General features: G+C 64.6%; 25 protein-coding genes. 4 read left to right on the top strand and 21 right to left on the bottom strand.

The genetic code is table 11. The features are described 5' to 3' along the window. Nucleotides 1-14: 14 nt before the first annotated feature. The 7 genes from FIU81_RS06490 to FIU81_RS06465 all read right to left on the bottom strand — a co-directional run bounded on the left by FIU81_RS06490 (nucleotide 15) and on the right by FIU81_RS06465 (nucleotide 5,109). A complete protein-coding gene (locus FIU81_RS06490) occupies nucleotides 15-1,343 on the bottom strand; it encodes an NADH-quinone oxidoreductase subunit E (protein WP_124112749.1) in 1,329 nt (442 codons plus the stop codon). A gap of 78 nt (nucleotides 1,344-1,421) precedes the next feature. Then, nucleotides 1,422-1,625, bottom strand: a complete 204-nt coding sequence (locus FIU81_RS06485) for a hypothetical protein (RefSeq protein WP_124112748.1) — start codon at nucleotides 1,623-1,625, stop codon at nucleotides 1,422-1,424. A gap of 15 nt (nucleotides 1,626-1,640) precedes the next feature. Then, the gene (locus tag FIU81_RS06480) at nucleotides 1,641-2,852 is read right to left on the bottom strand and encodes an NADH-quinone oxidoreductase subunit D (RefSeq protein WP_124112747.1); all 1,212 of its coding nucleotides are present in this window, start codon (nucleotides 2,850-2,852) and stop codon (nucleotides 1,641-1,643) included. 14 nt (nucleotides 2,853-2,866) lie between these two features. Then, nucleotides 2,867-3,739: a sulfotransferase gene (locus tag FIU81_RS06475; RefSeq protein ID WP_172971414.1), complete on the bottom strand. Its 873-nt coding sequence runs from the start codon at nucleotides 3,737-3,739 to the stop codon at nucleotides 2,867-2,869. Beyond that, nucleotides 3,736-3,921, bottom strand: a complete 186-nt coding sequence (locus FIU81_RS16675) for a hypothetical protein (protein ID WP_172971413.1) — start codon at nucleotides 3,919-3,921, stop codon at nucleotides 3,736-3,738. The genes FIU81_RS06475 and FIU81_RS16675 overlap by 4 nt, the downstream gene beginning before the upstream one ends. Nucleotides 3,922-3,926: 5 nt before the next feature. Further along, nucleotides 3,927-4,538 carry an NADH-quinone oxidoreductase subunit C gene (locus FIU81_RS06470; RefSeq protein ID WP_124112911.1) on the bottom strand — a complete coding sequence of 204 codons (612 nt, stop codon included), beginning with the start codon at nucleotides 4,536-4,538 and terminating at the stop codon, nucleotides 3,927-3,929. Between the two features lie 22 nt (nucleotides 4,539-4,560). Further along, entirely contained in the window at nucleotides 4,561-5,109 is a 549-nt protein-coding gene (locus FIU81_RS06465; RefSeq protein WP_124112745.1) for a NuoB/complex I 20 kDa subunit family protein, read from the bottom strand. 248 nt (nucleotides 5,110-5,357) lie between these two features. Here FIU81_RS06465 and FIU81_RS17015 point away from each other — a divergent pair, with 248 nt between their 5' ends. After that, a complete protein-coding gene (locus FIU81_RS17015; RefSeq protein WP_256366153.1) occupies nucleotides 5,358-5,489 on the top strand; it encodes a hypothetical protein in 132 nt (43 codons plus the stop codon). 16 nt (nucleotides 5,490-5,505) lie between these two features. Here the strand turns inward: FIU81_RS17015 and FIU81_RS06460 are convergent, their stop codons facing one another. The 12 genes from FIU81_RS06460 to FIU81_RS06405 all read right to left on the bottom strand — a co-directional run bounded on the left by FIU81_RS06460 (nucleotide 5,506) and on the right by FIU81_RS06405 (nucleotide 17,990). After that, nucleotides 5,506-5,871 (bottom strand): NADH-quinone oxidoreductase subunit A, encoded by a 366-nt coding sequence (locus tag FIU81_RS06460; RefSeq protein WP_124112744.1) that lies wholly within the window; start codon nucleotides 5,869-5,871, stop codon nucleotides 5,506-5,508. Between the two features lie 80 nt (nucleotides 5,872-5,951). Continuing rightward, nucleotides 5,952-8,063 (bottom strand): DEAD/DEAH box helicase, encoded by a 2,112-nt coding sequence (locus tag FIU81_RS06455; RefSeq protein WP_124112743.1) that lies wholly within the window; start codon nucleotides 8,061-8,063, stop codon nucleotides 5,952-5,954. A 90-nt stretch (nucleotides 8,064-8,153) separates the two neighbouring features. After that, a complete protein-coding gene (locus tag FIU81_RS06450) occupies nucleotides 8,154-8,819 on the bottom strand; it encodes a glutathione S-transferase family protein (RefSeq protein WP_124112742.1) in 666 nt (221 codons plus the stop codon). Between the two features lie 167 nt (nucleotides 8,820-8,986). Further along, nucleotides 8,987-10,900 carry an acetyl/propionyl/methylcrotonyl-CoA carboxylase subunit alpha gene (locus FIU81_RS06445; RefSeq protein WP_124112741.1) on the bottom strand — a complete coding sequence of 638 codons (1,914 nt, stop codon included), beginning with the start codon at nucleotides 10,898-10,900 and terminating at the stop codon, nucleotides 8,987-8,989. A gap of 13 nt (nucleotides 10,901-10,913) precedes the next feature. Continuing rightward, nucleotides 10,914-11,873: an NAD(P)H-dependent flavin oxidoreductase gene (locus FIU81_RS06440; RefSeq protein WP_124112740.1), complete on the bottom strand. Its 960-nt coding sequence runs from the start codon at nucleotides 11,871-11,873 to the stop codon at nucleotides 10,914-10,916. Then, nucleotides 11,870-12,280, bottom strand: coding sequence for an ASCH domain-containing protein (locus tag FIU81_RS06435; RefSeq protein WP_124112739.1), 411 nt, complete (start codon nucleotides 12,278-12,280; stop codon nucleotides 11,870-11,872). Before FIU81_RS06435 ends, FIU81_RS06440 begins: the two co-directional genes overlap by 4 nt. Beyond that, on the bottom strand, nucleotides 12,280-13,884 hold the full coding sequence (locus FIU81_RS06430) for a carboxyl transferase domain-containing protein (RefSeq protein WP_124112738.1): 1,605 nt from the start codon (nucleotides 13,882-13,884) through the stop codon (nucleotides 12,280-12,282). Before FIU81_RS06430 ends, FIU81_RS06435 begins: the two co-directional genes overlap by 1 nt. A gap of 79 nt (nucleotides 13,885-13,963) precedes the next feature. Continuing rightward, nucleotides 13,964-15,514: an AMP-binding protein gene (locus tag FIU81_RS06425; RefSeq protein ID WP_124112737.1), complete on the bottom strand. Its 1,551-nt coding sequence runs from the start codon at nucleotides 15,512-15,514 to the stop codon at nucleotides 13,964-13,966. Nucleotides 15,515-15,523: 9 nt separating this feature from the next. After that, nucleotides 15,524-15,811 (bottom strand): hypothetical protein, encoded by a 288-nt coding sequence (locus FIU81_RS06420; protein WP_124112736.1) that lies wholly within the window; start codon nucleotides 15,809-15,811, stop codon nucleotides 15,524-15,526. A gap of 3 nt (nucleotides 15,812-15,814) precedes the next feature. Continuing rightward, a complete protein-coding gene (locus FIU81_RS06415) occupies nucleotides 15,815-16,291 on the bottom strand; it encodes a lysozyme inhibitor LprI family protein (RefSeq protein WP_172971412.1) in 477 nt (158 codons plus the stop codon). Beyond that, nucleotides 16,291-16,698 (bottom strand): lysozyme inhibitor LprI family protein, encoded by a 408-nt coding sequence (locus tag FIU81_RS06410; protein WP_172971411.1) that lies wholly within the window; start codon nucleotides 16,696-16,698, stop codon nucleotides 16,291-16,293. Before FIU81_RS06410 ends, FIU81_RS06415 begins: the two co-directional genes overlap by 1 nt. A gap of 128 nt (nucleotides 16,699-16,826) precedes the next feature. Then, nucleotides 16,827-17,990 carry an acyl-CoA dehydrogenase family protein gene (locus FIU81_RS06405; RefSeq protein WP_124112733.1) on the bottom strand — a complete coding sequence of 388 codons (1,164 nt, stop codon included), beginning with the start codon at nucleotides 17,988-17,990 and terminating at the stop codon, nucleotides 16,827-16,829. A gap of 89 nt (nucleotides 17,991-18,079) precedes the next feature. On the opposite strand from FIU81_RS06405, the gene FIU81_RS06400 reads away from it, so the two are divergent. Further along, the gene (locus FIU81_RS06400) at nucleotides 18,080-18,619 is read left to right on the top strand and encodes a hypothetical protein (RefSeq protein ID WP_124112732.1); all 540 of its coding nucleotides are present in this window, start codon (nucleotides 18,080-18,082) and stop codon (nucleotides 18,617-18,619) included. A gap of 45 nt (nucleotides 18,620-18,664) precedes the next feature. Here FIU81_RS06400 and FIU81_RS06395 read toward each other — a convergent pair whose 3' ends face one another. Then, nucleotides 18,665-19,327 carry an HAD-IA family hydrolase gene (locus tag FIU81_RS06395; protein WP_124112731.1) on the bottom strand — a complete coding sequence of 221 codons (663 nt, stop codon included), beginning with the start codon at nucleotides 19,325-19,327 and terminating at the stop codon, nucleotides 18,665-18,667. A gap of 94 nt (nucleotides 19,328-19,421) precedes the next feature. Between FIU81_RS06395 and glmU the strand changes: the two genes are divergently transcribed. Both glmU and glmS read left to right on the top strand, forming a co-directional pair. After that, entirely contained in the window at nucleotides 19,422-20,771 is a 1,350-nt protein-coding gene (glmU, locus tag FIU81_RS06390; protein WP_124112730.1) for a bifunctional UDP-N-acetylglucosamine diphosphorylase/glucosamine-1-phosphate N-acetyltransferase GlmU, read from the top strand. A gap of 1 nt (nucleotide 20,772) precedes the next feature. Further along, nucleotides 20,773-22,584, top strand: coding sequence for a glutamine--fructose-6-phosphate transaminase (isomerizing) (gene glmS / locus FIU81_RS06385; protein ID WP_124112729.1), 1,812 nt, complete (start codon nucleotides 20,773-20,775; stop codon nucleotides 22,582-22,584). Nucleotides 22,585-22,625: 41 nt separating this feature from the next. On the opposite strand, the gene FIU81_RS06380 is transcribed toward glmS, so the two are convergent. Beyond that, nucleotides 22,626-24,248 (bottom strand): NAD(P)H-hydrate dehydratase, encoded by a 1,623-nt coding sequence (locus tag FIU81_RS06380; protein ID WP_320414794.1) that lies wholly within the window; start codon nucleotides 24,246-24,248, stop codon nucleotides 22,626-22,628. Nucleotides 24,249-24,272: the final 24 nt, after the last annotated feature.

Below are 24,272 nucleotides of genomic sequence, written 5' to 3'. Positions count from 1 at the left end.
ATGCTAGCGTAGGGTCAGGTGTTTGTCTGCCCATCTTGCGCAAGACCCTTGGCCTGGCCGATCCAGTTGTCCCGCGTGGCCCGGCCCTTGAAGCCTTCAAGGTTGCGATCGACCCACGCCAATTCTTTAGCGGCCCAGCCCGCGATCTGGTCGAAATGGTAGACTCCCATCTCGTTCAGCATTCGCTCCAGCGCCGGTCCGATGCCCTTGATCCGCTTGAGATCGTCGGGGCGATTGTCGCGCGCTTCGTCCAGCATCGCCGGCTTGGTCTCTTCGCCTTCCGGCACATCGGCAGCGGCGGCGTTGTTTGCATCGGTACCATGGGCCGTGTCCGAAGGACCGCTGCCCGAATGCGCGGAGGTTTCGCGGCTGTCCTCGGAGATATCGGTCGTGCTCTCGCCCGCACCGTGGTGCGCGTCGGACATCGGTTTGTCGTGGCCGCCTTCGGGGATCGCGTCGCCCACGACCTCCCCCTCATTGGGGCGTGCGGCATCGTCAGCCTCGGCGGCCTGGCGGGAAACGGCGCCGTTGCCGACCTCGGCGAAGCCTTTCTGATCCGGCGTTTCCCCCTTGATGGGCGCCTTTGGCGGCAGCAGGTCGTCATTCACGTCGGGCGGTGCGGCAGCGGCGCTGTCTTCGACCGGACGCCACGGCGTGCGCAGCGGCACTTCCGTGCCGTCGATCCGCTTGAGCGTGTCGCCGATTTCTTCCGCCAGCGTGACGGAAGCGTTGTACCCATTCACCTTCTCGATATCCGTCAGCGAGGTGATCCCACCCGCAGGCTCCGACGCGAAACGGCCCGCTTGCGATCCGGGCTGCGGCACCTTGCCCGCCGCCATTTCGTCCAGCAATTGCGCGAAGCCTTCCGCCGTCAAATCCTCGTAGTAGTCCTTGCCGATCTGGGCCATCGGCGCGTTGGCGCAGGCCCCCAGACACTCGACCTCTTCCCACGAGAACTTGCCGTCGTCCGACAGCGCGTGGGGCTTCTTGGCGATCTTGTCCTTGCACACCGCCACAAGGTCTTCCGCGCCGCAGATCATGCAGGACGTCGTGCCGCAGATCTGGATGTGGGCGACCGACCCAACCGGCTGAAGCTGGAACATGAAGTAGAAGGTCGCGACTTCCAGCGCGCGGATATAGGCGAGATCGAGCATCCCCGCGACGTGTTCGATGGCCTTCCGGCTCAACCAGCCCTCTTGTTCCTGCGCGCGCCACAGCAGCGGAATGATGGCGCTGGCCTGCCGACCTTCGGGGAACTTGGAAATCTGCCCTTCGGCCCATTTCCGGTTCTCTTCGGTGAAGACGAAACTGTCGGGCTGCTCGGGATGAAGACGACGGAGCATGGGCGGGCCTTTCGCGGCGGTCGGGATCGAAGGTGACTTAGCGAACTGCGTCGCGAAGGAAAAGGTGGTGCTGTGTCGCTAAAAGAAGATCAGTGTCGCCAGAACCAAGGCCAGCGCGGTCAGGCCGCTGGGCACCATGGCCGCGTCGCAGAACCGGGTAAACCTGTTGGACCGCGTCCCCTGCCCCAGCCAGACAAGGAACGAGGTCAGGAACAGCAGGACGACCAACGGCGTAAAGGCGATCAGCGCGCGGGCGACGGTTTGCAGAAGTCCGATGTCCATCCGGTGCGACCACGCCTAGCGGTCGATCTCTCCGAACACGACGTCGAGCGTGCCGATGATGGCCGACACGTCCGCCAGCTGGTGGCCCTTGGTAATGTGGTCCATCGCCTGCAGGTGCAGGTAACCCGGTGCGCGCAGCTTGGCGCGGTAGGGTTTGTTGGACCCATCGGCGACCATGTAAACGCCGAACTCTCCCTTTGGCGCTTCCACGGCGGCGTAGACCTCGCCCGCAGGCACGTGGAAGCCTTCGGTATAAAGCTTGAAATGGTGGATCAGCGCTTCCATCGAGGTCTTCATGTCCGACCGAGTCGGCGGCGACAGCTTGCCGCGATACATCACCGGGCCGGGTTCGTTCCGAAGCTTTTCGCAGGCCTGACGGATGATCTTCACCGATTCCTTCATCTCCTGCATCCGTACAAGGTAACGGTCGTAGCAGTCGCCATTCTTGCCGACAGGGATCTGGAAATCGAACTCGTCGTAGCACTCATACGGCTGCGCGCGGCGCAGGTCCCATGCAAGGCCAGAGCCGCGCACCATGACGCCGGAGAAGCTCCAGTCTTCGATAATTTTCTGATGGACGATGCCGATGTCGACGTTGCGCTGTTTGAAGATGCGGTTGTCAGTGATCAGACCGTCGATGTCGTCAAGCACGTCAAGGAACGGATCGCACCAGGCGTCGATATCCTCGATCAGCTTGGGCGGCAGGTCCTGGTGCACGCCGCCGGGGCGGAAGTAGTTGGCGTGCAGACGCGCACCGCAGGCACGGTCGTAGAAGTTCATCAACTTCTCACGCTCTTCAAAGCCCCACAGCGGCGGGGTCAGGGCGCCCACGTCCATCGCCTGCGTGGTCACGTTCAGCAGATGGGACAAAATGCGCCCGATTTCGCAGAACAGGACCCGGATCAGCTGGCCGCGACGGGGCACTTCGGTGCCGGTCAGACGCTCGATGGCCAAGCACCACGCGTGTTCCTGGTTCATCGGGGCCACGTAATCGAGTCGGTCCAGATACGGCAGGTTTTGAAGGTAGGTGCGGCTTTCCATCAGCTTCTCGGTCCCGCGGTGCAGCAGGCCGATATGCGGGTCGCAGCGTTCCACGATCTCGCCGTCCAGCTCTAGCACCAAGCGCAAAACACCGTGCGCCGCAGGGTGTTGCGGGCCGAAGTTGATGTTGAAGTTGCGGATGCTCTGCTCGCCGGTGCGAGCGTCATCGAAGTTGTTGTCCTTCATGGCGATCCCTCTCGTCAGGCCCGTGCCTGCGTATCGTGTTGCATCCAGGTCGTCGGCAGCGGCATGCGGCGCGCGACGGCGTCATATTGCGGGGCGAGCCATGCACGCGCCCGGTGTGTATCTTCTTCTGTCATCTGCGACGGTGCTCCGCCGTGGACGATTTTCTCTTCGGCGGGATACGTGTCCAACCCCAGAAACGCGCAAATCGAGGCCCAACCCTCGGACGTGCGCGCCTTATCGAACGTGCCGATCCAGCGCTTGGCTGTCGGGAACGCACGCTCTATTCGGTCTAGCGCGCCAGCGTAATCGCCGCGCACCTCGATCTCCGTTTCCTTACCCGCGAAGACACGGGCCAGGATCCGACGCGCACGATCCGGATCGACCGTTTCCCCGTCGCCGCGTCGGCGGGCGATCATGCGCACGTGGCTCCACAGCCGCTCTACCGGGTCGCGCATAAGATAGATCGCGCGCACGTCATTCGCGATAGTGGCCATGCGTCGCAGAACCGGCTCTGACTGGATCGCGTAGGCGGGCGTTACATCGCCCACGGCCAGCGCCGCACCGGCCCGATCCCGCAGGTAGCCAAGATAGGCGTCCTGCCCCCCGTCCCGCAGTGCATCGGCGAAGGCTTGACGGTCCGCGATCCGGGCCATGATCTTCGGCGCGCAATCTTCCGGCGCCTTCGACAGCCGACCTGTCATCTGCGCAATCTCGTCTTCCAATCGCTCGATCGCCTTGGCCGAATGTCCTTTTTCCAAGGTGTCGAACCAATGCAACTCCTTGATCGACCGCAGGTACACCTGCGGGTGCACGGCAAGGCTTTCGTACAGCCAGCTTGTGCCGGACTTGGTGGCCCCTAGGCCAAGGATGATCGTAGGATCGCTCACGCGCGGTCGCTGAATGCATCGCGGAAGGCGAGCACCCACAATAGCAGAACCGCGCCCACCGGCAGGATGGCGATGAAGGCGTAGTACTTCGAGATTCCGTGCGACGGCAGCAGTTTCCAGAACGGCACCACCAAAAGCGCTGCAAGGAAGACGAAACCGGTGATCAGATCGCCCGAATTCATGCGGACTACGCCCCTTCCTTCGACTTCTCGTCTCCGGGCAGGATGTAATCGGCCCCTTCCCATGGCGACATGAAGTCGAACTGACGGTATTCCTGCACCAAATCGACAGGCTCATACACGACGCGCTTCACGGTCTCATCGTAGCGCAGCTCGGTGTAGCCGGTTGTCGGGAAGTCCTTGCGCAGCGGATGACCGCGGAAACCGTAGTCGGTCAGGATACGGCGCAGGTCCGGGTGGCCGGTGAAGAGGATGCCGAACATGTCGAAGACCTCGCGCTCGAACCAGCCCGCGCTAGGATGCACGTCGGTGATCGAGGCTGCCATCTCATCTTCTCGCACCTGCGTCTTGATGCGCACGCGGTGGTTCTGCCACATCGACAGAAAGTGATAGACCAGATCGAACCGCACCTCACGCGCCGGGTGGTCGATGGCCGTCAGGTCGATCAGCGAGGTGAAGCGGCAGGTCTTGTCGGTCCGCATGAATTCGACCAGTGACTTCACCGAGGCAAGCGCCACGTTCACGGTCAACTCACCGAAGGCCACATCGTAGCCAAGCACGCAGTCGGGCCGCGCGGCCTTTATGTGCTCTCCCAGTTCGATCAGGGCGTCGTCGGACATGCCAGACATCGGGGGGAATCTCCTAGCGGGTGATGGTGCCGGTGCGGCGGATCTTCCGCTGCAACTGAAGGATGCCGTACAGCAGCGCCTCTGCCGTCGGCGGGCAGCCGGGCACGTAGATGTCCACCGGCACGATGCGGTCGCAACCGCGCACCACGGAATAGCTGTAGTGGTAGTATCCGCCGCCGTTCGCGCAGGACCCCATCGAGATCACATAACGCGGCTCGGGCATCTGGTCGTAGACCTTGCGCAGCGCGGGCGCCATCTTGTTGGTCAGCGTGCCTGCCACGATCATCACGTCGGACTGTCGCGGGGACGCGCGCGGCGCGACACCAAAACGCTCGGCATCGTAGCGCGGCATGGATGTGTGCATCATCTCGACCGCGCAGCAGGCCAGACCGAAAGTCATCCAGTGCAAGCTGCCGGTGCGCGCCCAGTTGATCAGGTCATCGGCGCTGGTCAGCAGGAAACCCTTGTCCGTCAGCTCGTTGTTCAGCTTCTGGGTTGTGTAATCGGCATCGGGGCCGGCTTTGACAGCGCCCTGCGGGGTCGCACCTGGGATCACAGACATGGGGCGGGTCCTTCCATCGGAAAAGCCGGGAACACACCACGGCCTTGTTGAGATTGACCTATAAGCGGCCACGCCAATCGTCAACGCGGGGCAGTGCCGCAGCAGAGGTCGCGATGAATAGTTAATTCATCAGATGTTATGGAAATCCCGATTAAGTCCCGAACTTTCCGAACATCGGCCCCTGACGCCCGTCAAAAGGAAGAGGCCGGACAGGTCGTTGCCGGTGTCATCAAGAAGACGCGAGCCCCATGTTGAAGTCCCACCTCCCCGAACGCCTCAAGCAATTCCTGCACACCGAAGCAGGTCTGTTCTCAATTCAATGCGTCCTGTTCGTCCCGATCGTCGGGCTGGGCGTGACGCTGATCCTGCCCGCTCTGTGAACCTAAGGTCGCGCGATCACTCCCAGTCGAGCGCGCCCTTCTTCCATTCGTAGGCGAAACCCACGGTCAGCACGCCCAAGAAGACCATCATCGACCAGAAGGCCACATCAGTCATCACGTTGAACGATACGGCCCACGGGAACAGAAACGCGATCTCCAGATCGAAGATGATGAACAGGATGGCCACGAGGTAGAACCGCACGTCGAACTTCATCCGCGCGTCGTCGAAGGCGTTGAACCCGCACTCGTAGGCCGAAACCTTCTCTGCATCCGGGTGGCGCACCGCGACGATGGCGGCGGCAAGAACCAGAATGATGCCAAGCGCAATGGCCAGACCCAGCAGGATCAGGATCGGAAGATAGTCGCGAAGCAGGTCATCCATGGCGGGGTCCTCTTGGGTTCGGTTTCGAAATAGCCAAGGGCGGCGTGGCGGTCAAACCGATCCGTCATCAACGGCTCATGTCACTTGCGCCGGGGTCCCTTGTCGCCGCCCTTGCCCTTGGGCTTGCCGCCCGGACGCTCCATCCGCTGCCCGGTGTTCGCCGCACCGGGCCGCACTTTCGATCCCGGTTTGGAGGGGCCAGCCGAGGATCGATCCGAAGTCGCGCCGGGACCTGGCTTGCCCCGGTGCGGCTTCGCACCATCGCCGGGCTTGCCGCCCTTCGGCTTGTCCCACCGCTTTTTCGGCGCGGATGCGTCCCGGTCGGCACGCGCGTGTGCAGGCTTCGCCCCTGTCGGCTTGTCCCGCTTGGGCGCAGCGCCATCGGCGGGCTTATCCCATCGCTTCTTCGGTGCATCCCCGTCGGCAGACTTGTCCCAGCGCTTCTTCGGACCGGCATCCGCCTTCGGCGCACGTGGCTTGCGCGGCGCCATATCGGCAGACGGCGCGGGTTCGGTCTTTTCAGGCGACCAGTCGGACTTCGCCTCTGCTTTCGGTGCGCCCGGCTTCGGCGCACGCGGCCCATCCGAGGGACCATCCGACCGCTTCGCCGGACGCGGCCCCGAATCGGGCGGGCCATCGGCGCGGCGCACGGTCATCCCATCTTCCAGCTTGCCGCCCGTCGCAGCCATGAAGCCGTCGATGCTGTCCGCCGTCAGCTCCACATAGGTCTCTGCAGGCTGGATACGGATCGCGCCGATCTGATCCTTGGTCAGCCCGCCCATGCGGCAGATCAGCGGCAGGATCCAGCGCGGCTCTGCCCGGTCGTTGCGGCCCTTGGACAGCGCAACCCAGGCAGAGGGTCCGAACGGCTTGCGCTCTTCTCGCTTCGGCGCGGTCGTCGGGTCAGACAGCTCTTCGGGGGCGGAATGATGCGCGCGATAGAGACGCAGGTAGCCTGCCGCGATGGTTTCCGCATCGTATTGCGCCATCAGCTTTTCGGCGAAGGCGGCTTCCTCTGGCGTGATCTCGTCGGCCCAAGATTCGTCGGACAGCAGCCGTTCTTCATCGCGCTTCAGAATATCGTCGGCAGAGGGGGCTGCGACCCATTCCGCGTTGATCTTCGCCCACTTCAGAAGGCGTTCGGCCTTGCTTGTGGCTTTCGGCGGCACGACTAGGGCGGACACGCCCTTGCGCCCTGCCCGGCCCGTGCGACCCGAACGGTGCAACAGGCCTTCGGTGTTCGTCGGCAATTCCGCGTGTATCACCAAGTCGAGGTTCGGCAGGTCGATACCACGCGCGGCCACATCCGTCGCCACGCAGACCTTTGCCCGCCCGTCGCGCATGGCTTGCAATGCGTGGGTCCGCTCGGTCTGGCTGAGTTCGCCCGACAGCGACACAACCGCCAGCCCGCGATTGCCCAGACGCGCGGTCAGCCGCGCGACAGTGGCGCGGGTGTTGGCGAAGACGATGGCGTTTTCGGCGTCGTGAAAGCGCAGCACGTTGATGATCGCATTCTCGGCATCCGATGGATGAACGCGCATCGCCTGATACTGAATGTCACTGTGCTGACGCCCGCCGCCGACCGTGTTCACGCGCACGGCGTCGTTCTGGTACTTCTTGGCCAGCGTCGCGATCATCGCCGGCACGGTGGCCGAAAACATCAGCGTGCGCTTGGTGCTGGGCGCTTCGGCCAGCATGAATTCCAAATCCTCGCGGAAGCCGAGGTCCAGCATCTCGTCCGCTTCGTCCAGCACGGCGGCTTTCAGCCCGTCCAGCTTCAGCGAGCCGCGGCGGATGTGGTCCGTCAGACGCCCCGGCGTACCCACGACGATATGCGCGCCACGCTCCAGCGCGCGGCGTTGGTCGCGCATGTCCATGCCACCCACACAGGCGGCGAATCGGGCGCCGGTGTCTGCGTAAAGCCACGCCAACTCGCGCTGCACCTGCATCGCAAGTTCGCGCGTCGGGGCCACGATCAAGGCCACGGGCGTATTCGCCGGAGGCATCTTTCCGTCGTCGTCCAGCAAGGTCGGCCCGATTGCCAGACCGAAGCCCACCGTCTTGCCCGACCCCGTCTGGGCAGAGACCAGAAGGTCCGCGCCGTCGAGTTCTGGGGCGGTCACCGCCTCTTGGACGGGGGTCAGCGTGTCGTAGCCGCGCGCCGACAGCGCATCTTGCAGGGTCTGGATCATGGAAAGGGCCGTTCGGTCATGGGGCACACACCGCGCCCGGAAAGAAGCGCGTCCTACAGGGACCGGGCCGTGATGTATAGGGGCGGCCGATCACTCCCAGGCGGGATAGAAATCTTGCGTATATAGCCGCTCGCTACCGGCAGGGGGCAAGGCATCAATGAATGTATCGCGCTCGGTGATGCGCTCAAACCAGCGTTGCGTCTCTGGAAAACCGTCGAGTGTGGCGAAATGGCGCGCCATATAGACAGCCTGCCCCACGGCGATATCGGCGGCGGAAAAGCCGCTGGTCAGCAGATAATCACGATTCTCCACCGGAGAGGACAGGCGCCCCTCGATCGCCGCGTAGCACTTTTTCAGACGTGCGGCTTCCAGCTTCATGATGATCGGCGACCGCATCGCATCGTCGTAAAGGACGACATGCTGCTGGGTCAGCGCGGCGGCGTGCTGGCTGATGGTTTCGGCGAAATGCAGCCAGATCAGGTATTCGGGGCGGTCGATGTCGCCGGGCGGACGCCCCAACCCGCGTTCAGGGAATCGCTCGCAAAGAACCTCTAGGATTGCGCCCGATTCCCAGATCACGTCACCATCAATCTCCAGCGCAGGCACGCGGCCCACGGGATTGATTGTCAGGTATTCGTCGGCCCGCAGGGATTTGTCGAACGCATGGACGCGCAGACTGAAATCCATGTCCAACTCGTGCAGGCACCACAAAACCCGCATAGAGCGCGTTTCGTGGCAGTGATGCAATGTGATCATCAAATCGGCTCCTTCGCCATTCGACTGGTTATCCCCCGCCCCTGCCCGCGCTGCAACCAGAACGCCCTTCGCCCGGAGCAGACGCGGCGAGATTACGCAGACCGCTTGTTTATGCATCGCGCCTGGGCAGGCCCGCGAACGGGAGGCATCGCCATGACGCTGATCCGCTAGATGTCTTCCAACCGAACCAACGCGTCGCCCTGCGCGACCTGATCGCCTTCTGACACCAGAGCCTCGGCCACCGTTCCGTCGCGGGGGGCTTTCAAGGAGTGCTCCATCTTCATTGCCTCCAACACCGCCAAAACCTGACCGACGGTGACCGTATCACCCGCCCCAACGGACAGGCGCACGACCCGTCCGGGCATCGGGGCCAGCACCGTGTCGCCACTGTCCTGCATGGCACTGGCCGCGACCATGGGATCGTGGATGCCAAAGGTATGCGGTCCGGTCGTCACGCGATTGCCGTGGCGCGTGGCGGCGGCGATCCGGTTCCCATCGATGCGCCAACCATTTGCGTCGCGGAGGGCGCGAAGATGCGTGTCGGCCAGCTGGATGTCCCGGACATCAGGACCGTCGCAGGTGATCCGCACGTCATGTGTGGTCTCGCCCGCCGTCAAAGCGACGGTCTGCGGCTGCGGTTTCCACAATGCAAAGCCCTGCAAGGCGGGGCCGGGTTCATCCAATCCCATCGCGGCAATCGCAGCCACAGCAACGTCGGCGGGTTCCGGATCGGCCACTGTCGTCAGCCCATCGATCTCTGCCCCGATCAGCCCCGTCTCCACATCCCCGGCCCGCACCCGAGGGTGATCGATCAGCGCTTTCAGGAAACCCGCGTTCGTCACCGTTCCGGCGATGCGCAAGCGTTGAAGGCCGTCAGACAGCCGCTGGAATGCGATGTCGCGCGTGGGACCTTCCGCGATCAGCTTCGCGATCATGGGGTCGTAGTGCGGCGTGATCTCGTCGCCTGCGCGCACGCCCGTCTCGATCCGCAGGCCTTCGGGGAAATCCAGCGCCGCAAGGGTGCCCGTGACCGGCAGGAAATCGTTTGCGGGGTCTTCGGCGTAAAGCCGTGCCTCGACCGCGTGGCCGGTCAGGGTCAGTGCGTCTTGTGCCATGGGCATGGGTTCGCCGGACGCCACCCGCAGCTGCCATTCCACGAGGTCCACGCCCGTGACCGCCTCTGTCACCGGGTGTTCGACCTGCAGTCGTGTGTTCATCTCCATGAAGTAGAAGGCGGAAAGGTCGCCTTCCGCGATGAACTCGATGGTGCCCGCGCCCGCGTAGCCGATGGCTTCTGCCGCGCGCACCGCTGCCTGCCCCATTTCCAAACGCATCGCGTCGGACAGGCCCGGAGCGGGGGCTTCCTCGATCACCTTTTGATGGCGGCGTTGCAAAGAGCAATCGCGCTCGAACAGATGCACCGCCCGTGTGCCATCGCCGAAGACCTGCACTTCGATATGACGGGGCCGGGTCACAGCTTTTTCGATCAGCACAGAGTCGTTGCCGAACGCGCCCTTGGCTTCGGCTCGCGCGCTGTTCAACGCGTCTTGGAACGCGTCCTCGGACTCGACCAGCCGCATCCCCTTGCCGCCGCCACCCGCGACCGCCTTGATCATCACGGGCCAGCCAATCGTCGCGGCCTCCTGCGCCAGCCGCACATCCGCCTGATCGCGCCCGTGGTAGCCCGGCACGATGGGCACGCCTGCGGCTTCCATCTCGGCCTTGGCGGCGTCCTTCAGGCCCATCTTGCGCATCGCGTCGGCGCTGGGTCCGATGAAGACCAATCCCGCCGCCTCGACCGCCTGAACGAAGTCCGGGTTTTCGGACAGGAAGCCGTAGCCCGGATGGATCGCCTGCGCGCCCGTATCCAGCGCCGCCTGCACGATCACATCGCCCCGCAAGTAGCTATCGGCGGGCGCGCTGCCGCCGATATGAACCGCACGGTCGGCCATCTGGACGTGACGGGCATGCGCATCGGCGTCGGAATACACCGCGGCGGTCTGCACGCCCATGCGGCGGCAGGTGTCGATCACCCGGCACGCAATCTCGCCCCGGTTCGCGATCAGGATGCGGTTGAACATGAGAAAATTCCTTTCATCGCCGCCAGCCGCCGCCAAGAAGGTCGGAGGCCTGCGTCACCATTTCTGCGATCACCTGCGCCGCCGGGGGTGCATCATGGATCAGGCCCGTCGCCTCGCCCACGAATGTATTTGCTGTCGCAGTATCCCCCGCCTTCCACGCTTCGGCATAGCGCGCAGCCTCAACCGTTGCCGCGGCAATCAGCCCGGACAGGTCATCGTGCCAGCGGTCGGTGAAGGCGTTGCGCAATACGCGTGCGGTGTAGCCTTCGGGCCAGGCGAGCCTGCGCGCGATGTCCATCACACTGCTGCGGATCGTGTCGTCGCCGGACGCACCTACGGCGGCCGCGATCATGTTGGGATGCACCAGCGCCTCTGCGCTTGCCCAAAGCCGTGAGCCCACTAGCACACCTTCGGCCCCCAGCATCAAAGCCGCTGCCAGCCCCCGACCGTCTGCGATGCCGCCCGCCGCCAGCAGCACGGTATCGGACGCGCGGTCGGCCAGAAGGTCGGCCACCTCCGGCACCAGCGTCATCGTCGCGCGCTTAGCACCGTGCCCCCCGGCCTCGGCCCCCTGCGCCACGATGAACTGCGCGCCCGCGTCGATCGCCGCCTTCGCGTGATCCAGTGTCTGCACTTGGCACATCAGCGGCACACCTGCGTCGCTGATCCGAGACGCAAACGCCGCCGGGTCCCCGAAAGACAGCATCACCACCGCCGGATCGCTTGCCAGAGCGTCCTCCAGCACCGCATCGCTCAGGGCCCAGGTGATGAAGCCCACACCGATCCGCGCGTTGCCAGCCGCGCGCCGTTCCTGCGCCAGCCACTCCGCATCGCCGTAGCCACCGCCCAGCAGACCAAGCCCGCCGGCCTCGGACACAGCCGCCGCCAATCGTCCGCCAGCCGCCTTCGCCATGGGCGCAGAGACGACCGGATGCGTGATGCCCAGACGTTCGGTCAGGCGGGTCGCGATCATTCCAGAACCTCGACCACGCGGAATCGCTCGCACAGCAGCATCATGTCTTCGGACCAGCCGCCGTTGCGCTTGAAGAACGCGATATGCCCGGCACGCCAGTCGGCAACGGTCCCCTCGCCTTCCGCCCGCGCGAAGGCATCCGGCACCGCATCGAAGCGACACTCAAAGACCTTGGTGGTCTCGATCACGACCCGCGGCGTGCCATCCCACGCGCAGGCAATGTCGCGGCGCCCGACGACCGGCCGGCTATCGGGGTCATCCTCGAACTCTCGCAACGCACCGCATGTAGCGGTCTTGGTCCCGGCGATCACCAGATCCGTCAGTTTGCGGCACAGCTTCGCGCTGTCGCCGAAGCGGAACGTCCCCGCGCCGGGATAATCGTCGTTCAGATCGCGGTATTCATCCATCACATGCGGAACACGCCGAAGCGCGTCTCCTCTATCGGGGCGTTGGTCGCGGCGCGCAGGGACAGGGCCAGAACCGCGCGCGCCTTTCGGGGGTCGATGCAGCCGTCGTCCCACAGCCGGGCGCTGGCATAAAGCGGGTGCGACTGCGTTTCGAACTGCTGGCGGATCGGATCCTTGAAGGTGGCCTCATCTTCGTCGGACCACGTCTCGCCCCGCGCCTCCAGCGCCGTGCGCTTGACCGAGGCCAGCACCCCGGCGGCCTGCGGCGCGCCCATGGTCGCGATGCGGCTGTTCGGCCAAGACCACAGGAAGCGCGGCGAATAGGCCCGCCCGGCCATCCCGTAGTTGCCCGCGCCGTAAGAGCCGCCGATCAGCATCGTGATCTTCGGCACCGAGGTGGTGGACACCGCCGTCACCATCTTTGCCCCATGCCGCGCGATCCCACCCGCCTCTGCGTCGCGGCCCACCATGAAGCCGGTGATGTTCTGCAAGAAAACCAACGGAATACGTCGCTGGGAACACAGCTCGATGAAATGCGCGCCTTTCTGAGCACTGTCCGAAAACAACACGCCGTTGTTCGCGATGATACCCACGGGGCAGCCCATGACATGCGCGAAACCCGTCACGAGCGTCTCACCGAAGCGCGCCTTGAACTCGTCGAACCGAGAGCCGTCGACAATCCGCGCGATGACCTCACGCACATCGTAGGGGGTGGTCAGCGACGCAGGTACGGCGCCAAGGATCTCTTCGGGGTCGTAGGCCGGGTCTTCCGCCGCCTGCCACTGCAGACCACCATCAGGCACGGGCCCCAGCGACGCGACCGCCTCGCGTGCGATGGCCAAAGCATGCGCATCGTCCTCGGCCAGGTAATCCGCCACGCCGGACAGGCGTGTGTGCACATCGCCACCGCCCAACGACTCGGCGTCGATCTCCTCGCCCAGCGCCATCTTCACCAGGGGCGGCCCGGCCAGGAAAATAGTGCCCTGCTCCTTTACGATGATCGTCACGTCCGACATGGCAGGCACGTAGGCCCCGCCCGCCGTGCAAGACCCCATGACGACCGCGATCTGCGCAATCCCGGCCGCACTCATCCGCGCTTGATTGTAGAAGATGCGTCCGAAATGGTCGCGGTCTGGGAAAACCTCGTCCTGCTGCGGCAGGTTCGCGCCGCCCGAATCCACCAGGTAAATGCACGGCAGCCGGTTCTCTTCCGCGATCTCCTGCGCGCGCAGGTGCTTCTTGACCGTGACCGGATAGTAGGTGCCGCCCTTCACCGTGGCATCGTTGGCCAGCACCATGCACAACCGTCCGGAAACGTAGCCTACGCCCGCGATGGCCCCTGCCGCTGGAGCAGCTCCGTCGTACATGTCGTGCGCTGCCGTCAGACCCACTTCCAGAAACGGCGATCCCGGATCGAGCACACCGGCCACCCGGTCACGTGGCAGCATCTTGCCGCGCTTCAGATGACGCGCGCGAGACCGCTCGCCGCCGCCCTCCATCGCCAGCGCGGCGGCCTGTTGCACCACGTCCAACGCGTCCAGATGCGCGGCGCGATTGGCGCGATAGGTCTCGGACCCCGTCAGGACCTGCGATTGCAGCTTCATTCAAGCCACCCCATGCTTCATCGTTCCAAAAATACCTCGGGGACGCGCGCCAGCGCGGGGGCAGAGCCCCCCCTCCCCCTCATTCCCGCGCCGCCCGCTCGCGCAGCGCGCTGCGGATAACCTTGCCCGTCACTGTCATTGGGAGCGCCTCCAGGAACGCCACCTCGCGCGGGTAGACGTGGGCCGACACCCGTTCGCGCACCATCGTTTGCAGTTCGGCTGCCAGCGCATCGCCGCCCTCCACTCCGTCCTTCAGCACCACATAGGCTTTCACGATCTGGCCGCGCACCGCATCGGGCTTGCCGACCACACCCACGGTCGCCACGGCATCGTGCGTCAACAAGCAATCCTCAATCTCAGACGGTCCGATCCGGTAGCCGCCAGAGGCGATCACATCGTCCTCGCGCCCCAGAAAACGCAGATGGTCGCCCTCCCAGATGCCCCGGTCGCCGGTCAGCATCCAGCGCCCCTTGAACTTGGCCTCCGTCTCCTTCGGCTTGCGCCAGTATTCCAGCATCATAGACGCCGAACCACGCGCCACGGCGATATCTCCCTCACCGTCGGTCGGCACGCCGTCGTCATCCAGCACCGCCAGCTTGTGCCCCGGCACCGCACGGCCGATGGTGCCGGGCACGGCCTTGAACATCTCGCCAGAGGAGGCCGCGATCATGTTGCACTCGGTCTGGCCGTAGAACTCGTTGATCGTCACGCCCAGCGCGCGACGACCCCATGCGAGCATCTCTGCCCCCAGAGGTTCGCCGCCCGACGCGACCGACCGCAGGTTCGGGATCGAAACGTCGGTTGCCTTCATCATACGCAGCACGGTCGGCGGGAAGAACACGTTGCGCACGCCGCCTTCAGCACAGATCCGCACGGCATCATCGACGGTGAATTTCGGCGATCGCGCCGCGACGACCGGCACACCCAGCGCAAGGCCCGGCATCAGCACATCGAACAGGCCCCCGATCCACGCCCAGTCGGCGGGCGTCCAGATCACATCGCCGCGCTGGCCAAGGTAATCGTGGCTCATTTCCACACCTGGCAGATGGCCGGTCAGCACGCGATGGCCATGCAGCGCGCCTTTCGGCGCCCCCGTGGTACCAGAGGTATAGATCAGCACAGCCGGATGGTCGGGATCGAACTCGGGCGCGGCGCTGGATGCTGCGCGGGCTTCAGGCAAGGTCGCGCGGGTGATGCAGCCGATTCCAGAACCTTGCAGCGCCGCCTGCCCTTCCTGATCGGTGACCACGACGCCCGCGCCTGCGTCTTCCAGCCGGGTCATCAACCCATCGCGACCGAAGAGCTTGAACAGCGGCACAGAGATCGCGCCCATCCGCCAGCACGCCAGATGCGCGGCGGCACACAGGGGACGTTGGGACAGCAGCACGCCTACCCGGTCGGTCGGACGAATGCCCTTCTGCATCAAAGCGGCTTCGACCCGACGCGAGAGGTGCCACAGTTGGCGATACGTCACCTCGCGCCGGATACCGCCCGACAAATCGATGATGGCGATCCGATCGGGTTCGGTCGCGGCCCAGCCATCGCAGGCCTGATGCGCCATGTTCATCGCCGCGGGCAGGTCCCAGCGGAACCTATCGTAGAGCACGTCGTAAGGGCGGCGGGTCAACATGGGCAAACGCTACAGCCCCGCACCGGGGCCGTCCATCGCCTGTCGCGCGATGACACGCCCACTCCGGTCGAGGCGGTAGACCGTGCGCACCGCATCACCGCAGGCCACGACCAGCCACGCATTCCCGTCCCCCGGCGTCGCGGCACAATCTGACGCCTTCGCGCCGGGCACGCGATCCGCATGAAGCCGCGCGACGCGCTCGATCGCCTCACCCATATCGGGCGCGCGCAACCGCAGGCCGTAGACAGCGGCGAGCACACACACGAGCAACACAGGAAGCCACAGGACCGGACGCATGCGCTAGTTCAGCCGGTCGCGCAGGTCGCGCAGGACAAAGACCTGCTCGGCGGTCGCGCGCATCCGGCACTCGGTCCCGCCGGGACCAGCCCCCGTGCCGCCCCCATAGGACAGTCCGACCAGTTCGCACCGCGCGTCCCGGTAGGTGATCCATGCCCGCTGCATCTCGCGCAGGCTTTCGACGCCAATGGGCGGCACAAATCCCGAGGCATCGACGGCGCGCGCCGCATCTACAGCCTCGGCATAGACCCGGTTCAACTGGTCATCCCAGTAATCCAGTTCCGCGCCATAACAGTAGCCGTAGGCCACCTGCGAGCCCCCGCCCGTTTCGATGCAGTGCTCTGCCGAGGTCCCGATACAGGAAAGCGAAGAGCCATCGGCCTGACAGCTTTCGACAATCGAATGATCGATGACCGGCTCCTGCGCGGTCGCGGGCGCGTCCCATACGGACACCGCCAAAACTATCGCGATCCAACGCATCACATAGGCTCCAGTAGGGTTTGCAACCGCTGAACACGCGCCGCTGTCATGTCCAGCTTGCAGGATGCTGCAGCGATAGAGCGCATGGAGCCCGCACCCCACAGCGCGTAGTCCAAAGCGCATTCCGCGTCCCGGAAGGCGATCCACGCACGCTGCGCCGTCAAAAGCGCCTCTGCGCGCTGGGCGAATGCGCCCTCCGCGATCCCGGCTTCAGCGGCATCATCGGCCCGCACGGCGGCCTGAACATCCGGCCACATAGCGTTCAGACGGTCATCCCAGAAACCGGCCTCGATCATCATGCAGGCCGTCATGCCGAAGGTGGTCTGACCGTCAGGCTCGGCCTCCATGCAAGCGCTCGCGGCGTCGCCCACGCACTGCATCAATTGGTCGGCCGTCGCGTCGGTCACGCAAGCCTCAAACACTAGCAGATACTGTTCCGGATAAGGCCGATCCGCCAACGCAGGCCCGGCCAAGACCAGTAGCCCCAAGCCCATGCTCTGTACTCTCGCAAGTACTCGAACCCACCGCATACCGGTCATCCCATAGCGCCCATCAGTTCACGCCCGATCAGCATCCGGCGGATTTCCGATGTGCCCGCGCCGATCTCCATCAGCTTGGCGTCCCGGAACAGCCGACTGACCACCGTGTCGTTCATGAAGCCTGCCCCGCCCATCGCCTGAACAGCCTGGTGCGCGACGGTCATCGCCTCTTCTGACGCATAGAGCACGCAGGCCGCCGCATCCGCACGGGTCACACGCCCCGCATCACACGCCTTCGCGACCTCGTACACATAGGCCCGTGCGCTGTTCATCTTGGTGTAGATATCCGCGATCTTGCCCTGCATCAGCTGGAAAGACCCGATGGGCTTCCCGAACTGCTTGCGCTCGGCCAGATACGGCATGATCTCATCCATCGCGGCGGCCATGATGCCCAGCCCGATGCCCGACAGGACCACGCGTTCGTAGTCGAGACCAGACATCAGGACGCGCACGCCACCGCCCTCTTCGCCCAGCACGTTTTCAAACGGGACTTCCACGTCGTCGAAGATCAGCTCTGCGGTGTTCGAGCCACGCATGCCCAGCTTGTCAAAGTGGGCCGAGGTGGTGAAGCCGGTCATCGTCTTCTCGATCAGGAAGGCGGTGATGCCCTTGGTCCCGGCGTCGGCGTCCGTCTTGGCGTAGACGACCAGCGTGTCCGCATCCGGGCCGTTGGTGATCCAGTATTTCGTGCCCGACAGTCGGTAGTGATCATTCCGCTTATCCGCCTTCAGCCGCATCGAGACGACATCCGATCCCGATCCCGCCTCTGACATGGCCAAAGCGCCGACGTTTTCGCCAGAGATCAGCTTGGGCAGGTAGCGCGCCTTCTGTTCGGCACTGCCGTTCAGCGCGATCTGATTCACGCACAGGTTGGAATGCGCGCCGTAAGACAGAGAGACGCTTGCACTGGCCCGCGCGATTTCTTCCACGGCAACCACATGCGCCAGATATCCCATCCCAGCGCCGCCGTCCGCTTCCGGCGCGGTGATCCCCAAAAGCCCCAATCCACCCATCTCCGGCCACAGGTCGGCGGGCATCTCGTTGCTCCTGTCGATCTCGGCGGCGCGCGGCTTCAGGCTTTCCTGCGCCCAGCGGTGCACCATCTCGCGCAGCGCGTTGATGTCCTCGCCAAGATCGAACGTCAAGGATGCCGTGAACATGGTGGTCCTCCCCTTTGTACCTACGGTATCGCGCCGGGCGGGATTGGCAATCGGTTGACCGGGCTGCGAACACGGGGCCAAGTGTCGCCATGGGATTTCGTATCTGCCTGATCGCCGCGACCGTGCCTGTCGAGCGCCTGATCTCCGGGCTGGATTGCGACGTTCTCCGTACCGAGGACACGCAGCCGGATGGTGACGATTGGGCTGCACGGGTCGGCGCGACGGGCTGGTCCGTCGCGTGGTTCGAAGACTTGGTGATCGCCGACGTGGCCGAGCAATTCACACTTCCCGAGCTGTCTAGAGACGCCGACGCGCTTGTCCTGCGCGTGAACGAGACGTCGATGCACAGCTCCTGCGCCTTTTGGCGGGGCGGTCGGCGTGTCTGGCGGATCGGACATCGCGGGGATGCGGGCGATCCCTATGATCTGACGCGACTTGGACCAGCGCCGCCTGACTACGCCGCGCTGCAAGATGCAGCCTACGCAGCGCAGGACGCGGCATCGGGTCGGGTGGATCACGTGTTCGACGTGCCGGTCCGCCTGTTCTCGGCTCGTGTCGGATTGCGCTACGATCAGGAGGTCGCGGCGGGGGCCGTGGATCAGTTCCGGGTCATCGTCGGCATGCAGTAGGACAAGTCTTGCACAGGTTTCATCGCAATCCTTGGAAGGGACTGCCTACCCCAACATCCGTTCCGCCAGATCGGGCAGGTCATCGAAGTGGCGCATCATCGCGTCCGGCTCCAGCCGCGCTATGGCGTCCCCTTCCGGCCCGAAGCCGACTAGCACAAGCCCCACACCCGCCGCCCGCGCAGTCTTGGCGTCGGTATCGGTGTCGCCGATCAGCAGCGCACGCCCCGCCTCACCGCCCGCCAGTTCGATGGCGCGCAACAAAGGCGCCGGATCGGGTTTGCGGACTGTAAGCGTATCCGCGCCGATCAGCGTCGGCAGCACATGGGCGGTGCCCAATTCATCCATCAACTGCCGCGCCAGCCCTTCGGGCTTGTTCGTGCAGATCGCCACCACGAAGCCGCGCTGCTTCAGGGTCTCCACCGCCGACCACGCGCCTTCATAGGCGCGCGAATGCACGGCGATGGAGTCGCCATAGGCGGCCAGCAGCGCGTCATAATCGGCGTCCACCTCTGCCTCTCCACCCGCACCCGTCCGCGCGAAGCCCTCTCGCAGCATCGCCCGTCCACCCCGGAACGCGATGCCCGCATCCGCTACCGGGTCCAGCACGTCACCCAATCCGCGTGCACGGAAACAGCTGTTGGCCGCGGCGATCAGGTCGCCCGACGTGTCCACCAATGTGCCGTCCAGATCGAAGACCACCGTGCGCATCATATGTAACCTTGCGTAACCTGCAGTGAAGGCGCGACGCTTGCGCGCGGCCAAGGATCGGGTAGACGGACGCGAAACGGAAGGAAAGGCCCCCATGCCCGCGCATCTGATCGTCCTCGCCGCCGGCCAAGGCTCTCGCATGAAGTCCGAACTGCCCAAGGTGCTGCACCGCGTGGGTCATGCGCCTTTGTTTGTCCACGCCTTGACCGCTGGTGAAACGCTGGAGCCTGAAACCCGCGTGCTGGTCGTGGGGCATGGCGGGGATGCCGTGCAGGCCGAAGCCGCCAACTACGATCCCGACATCCGCATCGCTCACCAGACCGAACAGCTTGGCACCGCCCATGCGGTTGCGCAGGCCTGTGATGCGCTGAAGGGCGCTGAGGGTGATGCCTTCGTCCTGTATGGCGATACGCCGTTCATCCGACCCGAAACCCTGTCGCGGATGGCAGCGGCGCGCGCGGGCGGCGCAGCGGTCGTTGTTCTGGGGTTCGAGGCGGCCGATCCGGGCCGCTATGGGCGGCTGGTCGTCGAGGACGGCACATTGGAGCGGATCGTCGAGTTCAAGGACGCGACAGAGGCCGAGCGCGCGATCACACTATGCAACTCCGGCGTCATCTGCGCCGACGCGGCCACGCTGTTCGATCTGATCGACGCGGTCGGCAACGACAACGCATCGGGTGAATACTACCTGACCGACATCGTCGGCATTGCGCGGGCGCGCGGTCTGCATTGCGCTGCCGTCACCTGTCCCGAGGCAGAGACGATGGGCATCAACACCCGCGCCGAACTCGCCCGTGCGGAAGCCATTTTCCAAGACCGCCGCCGCGCCGAAGCGGTGGACGACGGTGTCACGATGACGGCGCCGGAAACGGTGTTCTTCGCATACGACACCCACCTTGGACGCGATGCCGTCATCGAGCCGCACATCGTCTTCGGACCCGGCGTCACGGTTGAGTCGGATGCGCAGATCCGGGCGTTCAGCCATCTGGAAGGCTGCCATGTCGGCGCGCGCGCCGTCGTTGGCCCCTACGCCCGTCTGCGCCCCGGTGCGGAATTGGGCAATGATGCCAAGATCGGCAACTTCGTGGAAATCAAATCCGCCGAAATCGGCGAAGGCGCGAAGGTGAACCACCTGTCCTACGTGGGCGACGCGACTGTGGGGGCGAAGGCCAACATTGGCGCAGGCACCGTGACCTGCAACTACGACGGGGTCTTCAAGCACCGCACCGAAATCGGCGAGCGGGCGTTCATTGGGTCCAGCACCATGCTGGTCGCCCCCGTGCGCGTGGGCGACGACGCCATGACCGGATCGGGCAGCGTGATCACCAATGACGTGCCCGACGGCGCGCTGGGACTGGGCCGCGCGAAGCAGGTCACTAAAGACGGCTTCGCGAAACGACTGATGGCCTCGCTGAAAGCGGCCAAGGCGAAAAGGACCAACTGACATGTGTGGTATCGTCGGCATTCTGGGGGAGCACGAAGTCTCTCCTATCATTCTGGAGGCCCTGCGCCGCTTGGAATATCGCGGCTACGACAGCGCTGGCATCGCCACGATCCACGACGGCGCGCTGGACCGTCGCCGCGCGGTGGGCAAGCTGGTGAACCTGTCCGACCACCTTGTGCACCATCCCCTGCCCGGCAAATCCGGCATCGGACACACGCGCTGGGCAACACATGGAAAACCGACGGAGGTGAACGCACACCCCCACCGCGCAGGCCCCGTGGCGGTGGTTCATAACGGGATCATCGAAAATTTCGCTGCCCTGCGCGAAGAGCTGCGCGCAAAGAACTACGGCGCGGAGTCGGACACCGATACCGAAACCGTTGCCTTGCTGTGCCAGTCCTTCCTCGACGGCGGGGCGTCACCGGTAGAGGCGGTGCGCCAGACGCTCAAGCGGCTGGACGGTGCCTTCGCACTGGCGTTCCTGTTCGACGACCACCCCGACCTGATGATCGCCGCGCGCCGGGGATCGCCGCTGGCCATCGCCCACAACGGAACGGAAGCCTTCGTCGGATCGGACGCCATCGCTCTGGCGCCCATGTCCGACCGTCTGATCTACCTGGACGAAGGCGATTGGGCCGTCATGTCGCGCAGCGGCTACACGGTGTTCGACGAGAATGACCAAGAGGTCGACCGCCCCGTCACCCGCATCGCGGAAACCGCCGGTCGCGTGGAAAAGGGCGGCCACCGGCATTGGATGTCCAAGGAGATCGCCGAACAGCCCGCCGTGATCGACGATTGCTTAAGGTATTACGTCAAGGACGGCACTATCACCTTCCTGGAAGGTGCGATCGACTTCACCGCCTTCGACCGGATCGTCATGGTGGCCTGCGGCACCGGGTCTTACGCCTGCCACGTCGCGAAATACTGGTTCGAACGGCTGGCCCGCATTCCGGTGGAGATCGATATCGCATCCGAATTCCGCTACCGCGAGCCGCCCCTGAACGAGCGCGTTCTGGCGATCTTCGTCAGCCAGTCGGGCGAGACTGCCGATACGCTGGCCGCGTTGCGCTACGCCAAGGATACGGCCTTCTGCGTGTCCGTCATCAACGTGCCCGGATCGTCCATCGCGCGCGACAGCCGCGTGGCGTTGCCGATCCATGCGGGTGCCGAGATCGGGGTCGCCTCGACAAAAGCCTTCACGACCTCTCTGGCCGTTCTTGGCCTGATGGCGCTGAAGGCCGGGTTGGATCGTGGGGCGCTGGGCGCGGACGACTTCGCCGCGCATCTAAACGCACTGGGCGGCGTGCCCGCGCTTGTCAGCCAAGCGCTGAATATCGAGACACAGATTGAAGACATCGCGCGCGATCTGTCTGAGGCGCGCGACATCCTGTTCCTTGGGCGCGGTGCGCTGTATCCTTTGGCGCTGGAAGGCGCTTTGAAGATGAAGGAAATCAGCTATATCCACGCGGAAGGTTATGCGAGCGGAGAGTTGAAGCACGGCCCCATCGCCCTGGTCGACGACACCGTGCCGATCATCACCTTCGCCCCGTCGGATGCGCTATTCGGCAAGACCGTGTCGAACATGCAGGAAGTGATGGCGCGGGGCGGTCGGGTGGTTCTCGTCTCGGACGCGAAAGGCCTTGCGGCAGAGCCAGACGCTTGGGCCACGCTGGAGATGCCCGCCTGCCCGGACCTCTGGGCCCCGATCCTGTACGCCGTGCCCGCACAGCTTTTGGCCTATCACACGGCGTTGGCAAAGGGCACCGACGTGGACCAGCCGCGGAATTTGGCGAAGTCCGTCACGGTCGAGTAACCGGCCCTGCGGGGCGGATATTTGCGAAAAGCAAAGACCGGTCAGAGCGCGCGAAGAACCTGCGGCAGGATCTCTGGCAGGTCTTCGGCAATCAGACCGGGACCGAATTTCAGCGCGCATTCGGTATGCAGCCAGGCTGCCGTACAGGCCGCATCGAAGGGCGTGAAGTCACGCGCTAGTAGCCCGGTGACGAATCCCGCCAACACGTCCCCCGATCCGGCGGTCGCCAACCACGGCGCCGCGCGATCGTAGGCGGCAGCATGGATGGCGGCGCGGCCGTCCGGCGTGGCGATCACCGTGTCCGGCCCCTTGAAGACGATCACGCAGCCCGCCCGCGCAGCGGCGTTTCGCGTGGCATCGACCTTGGAATAGGTATTGTCCTCGGACAGCCTTTCGGAGAGGTCGGGGAACAGCCGCGCGAATTCGCCTTCATGGGGCGTCAGCACGCAATCAACGTGCAAAAGGGCCATCAGATCGGCGTTGTTCGCCAGCAACGTCAACGCGTCCCCGTCCAGCACGATACGCCGCCGCGCTCCGAGCGCCGCCCACACCAGCCCCGCCTCACGCGGCCCGGTCCCCAGTCCCGGTCCCAGGCAAAGCGCATTCAACCGCGCATCCTCCAGCATCGCGGCCAGCGCATCGCCGTCGGTCACGGACCGCAACATGATCGCGTTCAACTGTACCGCGTTCTCGATCAGCGCCGCCGGAGGACACGCCACCGTTACCAACCCCGCCCCGATCCGAAGCCCCCCCCTAGCGGCCAGCCGGGCGGCCCCGCCACGACCGACCCCGCCCGACAGAACGAGCGCGTGGCCGTGGTCGAACTTGTGGCGGCCTATCTTCATCAGCCATTCGGGATTGCCAACTTGCCTTACAATCGCCTTGTCTTTGGTGAAACGATCCCCGTCGGTATCTAGGAATATTGTCGCTCCCCAGTTTGAATTCTCTTGGTAAAGAAGTGTAGGAGGAATACGCGGAAGATGCGGCAAGCCAATATCGACAACACGCACCGAGCCACATGTTTCGGGGCCATTGGCAAGCACATGACCGCGTTTCTGCGTGTGGAAGGTGACCGTCAGATCGGCAACCATGCCATCTTTTGCTAACAGCTTACCACTATCCGAACAAAGCCCGGTTGGAATGTCGATCGCAACAACGCGTTTGTCGTCGTGCAATCGCCGACGACCCTGACCATGCAGTAGATGCCATGGGAGGAAATCCGTTAAATCCGCTCCTTCCAATTTGCGGTTGAGACCAACGCCGAAGACCGCGTCTATCAGAAGGGCGACCGGTTCATGGTTATCGTCTGGACCGTAACTGTCTCCGATCGACAGCACTGAACCGTGCTGCTCCCACTGATGCTGCATCGTTGATGCGTCCGAACCATCTGCAGGTGCATCCCCGTACAGAAACACCTCGATGTCCCATTCCCGCTCCTTCAGCAGCCGCGCGACGACGAAGCCGTCGCCGCCGTTGTTGCCGGGGCCGCAGAGGACGACGGCGCGGTGAGAGCCTTCGCGCAGTTCCGGCCACTCTGCGAATATCGCCTCTACCGCGCCCTGCCCTGCGCGCTCCATCAGCTCCAACCCCGTGACTTTGCCGCTTTCGATGGCAGCGCGCTCGATTTCGCGCATCTGTTCGGCAGTCAGCAGTTCCGTCATCATTTCGCCTTTCGCAAACTGCCCAGC

The organism is Palleronia sp. THAF1 (genome assembly GCF_009363795.1).
GTDB lineage: Bacteria > Pseudomonadota > Alphaproteobacteria > Rhodobacterales > Rhodobacteraceae > Palleronia.
This window is presented reverse-complemented; position numbering and strand designations above follow the sequence as displayed.

Coding starts and splice junctions, on each gene's coding strand:
- FIU81_RS06490 (WP_124112749.1), bottom strand. CDS start 1,343: ATGCTCCGTCGTCTTCATCCCGAGCAGCCCGACAGTTTCGTCTTCACC.
- FIU81_RS06485 (WP_124112748.1), bottom strand. CDS start 1,625: ATGGACATCGGACTTCTGCAAACCGTCGCCCGCGCGCTGATCGCCTTT.
- FIU81_RS06480 (WP_124112747.1), bottom strand. CDS start 2,852: ATGAAGGACAACAACTTCGATGACGCTCGCACCGGCGAGCAGAGCATC.
- FIU81_RS16675 (WP_172971413.1), bottom strand. CDS start 3,921: ATGAATTCGGGCGATCTGATCACCGGTTTCGTCTTCCTTGCAGCGCTT.
- FIU81_RS06470 (WP_124112911.1), bottom strand. CDS start 4,538: ATGTCCGACGACGCCCTGATCGAACTGGGAGAGCACATAAAGGCCGCG.
- FIU81_RS06465 (WP_124112745.1), bottom strand. CDS start 5,109: ATGTCTGTGATCCCAGGTGCGACCCCGCAGGGCGCTGTCAAAGCCGGC.
- FIU81_RS17015 (WP_256366153.1), top strand. CDS start 5,358: ATGTTGAAGTCCCACCTCCCCGAACGCCTCAAGCAATTCCTGCACACC.
- FIU81_RS06460 (WP_124112744.1), bottom strand. CDS start 5,871: ATGGATGACCTGCTTCGCGACTATCTTCCGATCCTGATCCTGCTGGGT.
- FIU81_RS06455 (WP_124112743.1), bottom strand. CDS start 8,063: ATGATCCAGACCCTGCAAGATGCGCTGTCGGCGCGCGGCTACGACACG.
- FIU81_RS06450 (WP_124112742.1), bottom strand. CDS start 8,819: ATGATCACATTGCATCACTGCCACGAAACGCGCTCTATGCGGGTTTTG.
- FIU81_RS06445 (WP_124112741.1), bottom strand. CDS start 10,900: ATGTTCAACCGCATCCTGATCGCGAACCGGGGCGAGATTGCGTGCCGG.
- FIU81_RS06440 (WP_124112740.1), bottom strand. CDS start 11,873: ATGATCGCGACCCGCCTGACCGAACGTCTGGGCATCACGCATCCGGTC.
- FIU81_RS06435 (WP_124112739.1), bottom strand. CDS start 12,280: ATGGATGAATACCGCGATCTGAACGACGATTATCCCGGCGCGGGGACG.
- FIU81_RS06430 (WP_124112738.1), bottom strand. CDS start 13,884: ATGAAGCTGCAATCGCAGGTCCTGACGGGGTCCGAGACCTATCGCGCC.
- FIU81_RS06425 (WP_124112737.1), bottom strand. CDS start 15,514: ATGTTGACCCGCCGCCCTTACGACGTGCTCTACGATAGGTTCCGCTGG.
- FIU81_RS06420 (WP_124112736.1), bottom strand. CDS start 15,811: ATGCGTCCGGTCCTGTGGCTTCCTGTGTTGCTCGTGTGTGTGCTCGCC.
- FIU81_RS06415 (WP_172971412.1), bottom strand. CDS start 16,291: ATGCGTTGGATCGCGATAGTTTTGGCGGTGTCCGTATGGGACGCGCCC.
- FIU81_RS06405 (WP_124112733.1), bottom strand. CDS start 17,990: ATGTTCACGGCATCCTTGACGTTCGATCTTGGCGAGGACATCAACGCG.
- FIU81_RS06400 (WP_124112732.1), top strand. CDS start 18,080: ATGGGATTTCGTATCTGCCTGATCGCCGCGACCGTGCCTGTCGAGCGC.
- FIU81_RS06395 (WP_124112731.1), bottom strand. CDS start 19,327: ATGCGCACGGTGGTCTTCGATCTGGACGGCACATTGGTGGACACGTCG.
- glmU (WP_124112730.1), top strand. CDS start 19,422: ATGCCCGCGCATCTGATCGTCCTCGCCGCCGGCCAAGGCTCTCGCATG.
- glmS (WP_124112729.1), top strand. CDS start 20,773: ATGTGTGGTATCGTCGGCATTCTGGGGGAGCACGAAGTCTCTCCTATC.
- FIU81_RS06380 (WP_320414794.1), bottom strand. CDS start 24,248: ATGATGACGGAACTGCTGACTGCCGAACAGATGCGCGAAATCGAGCGC.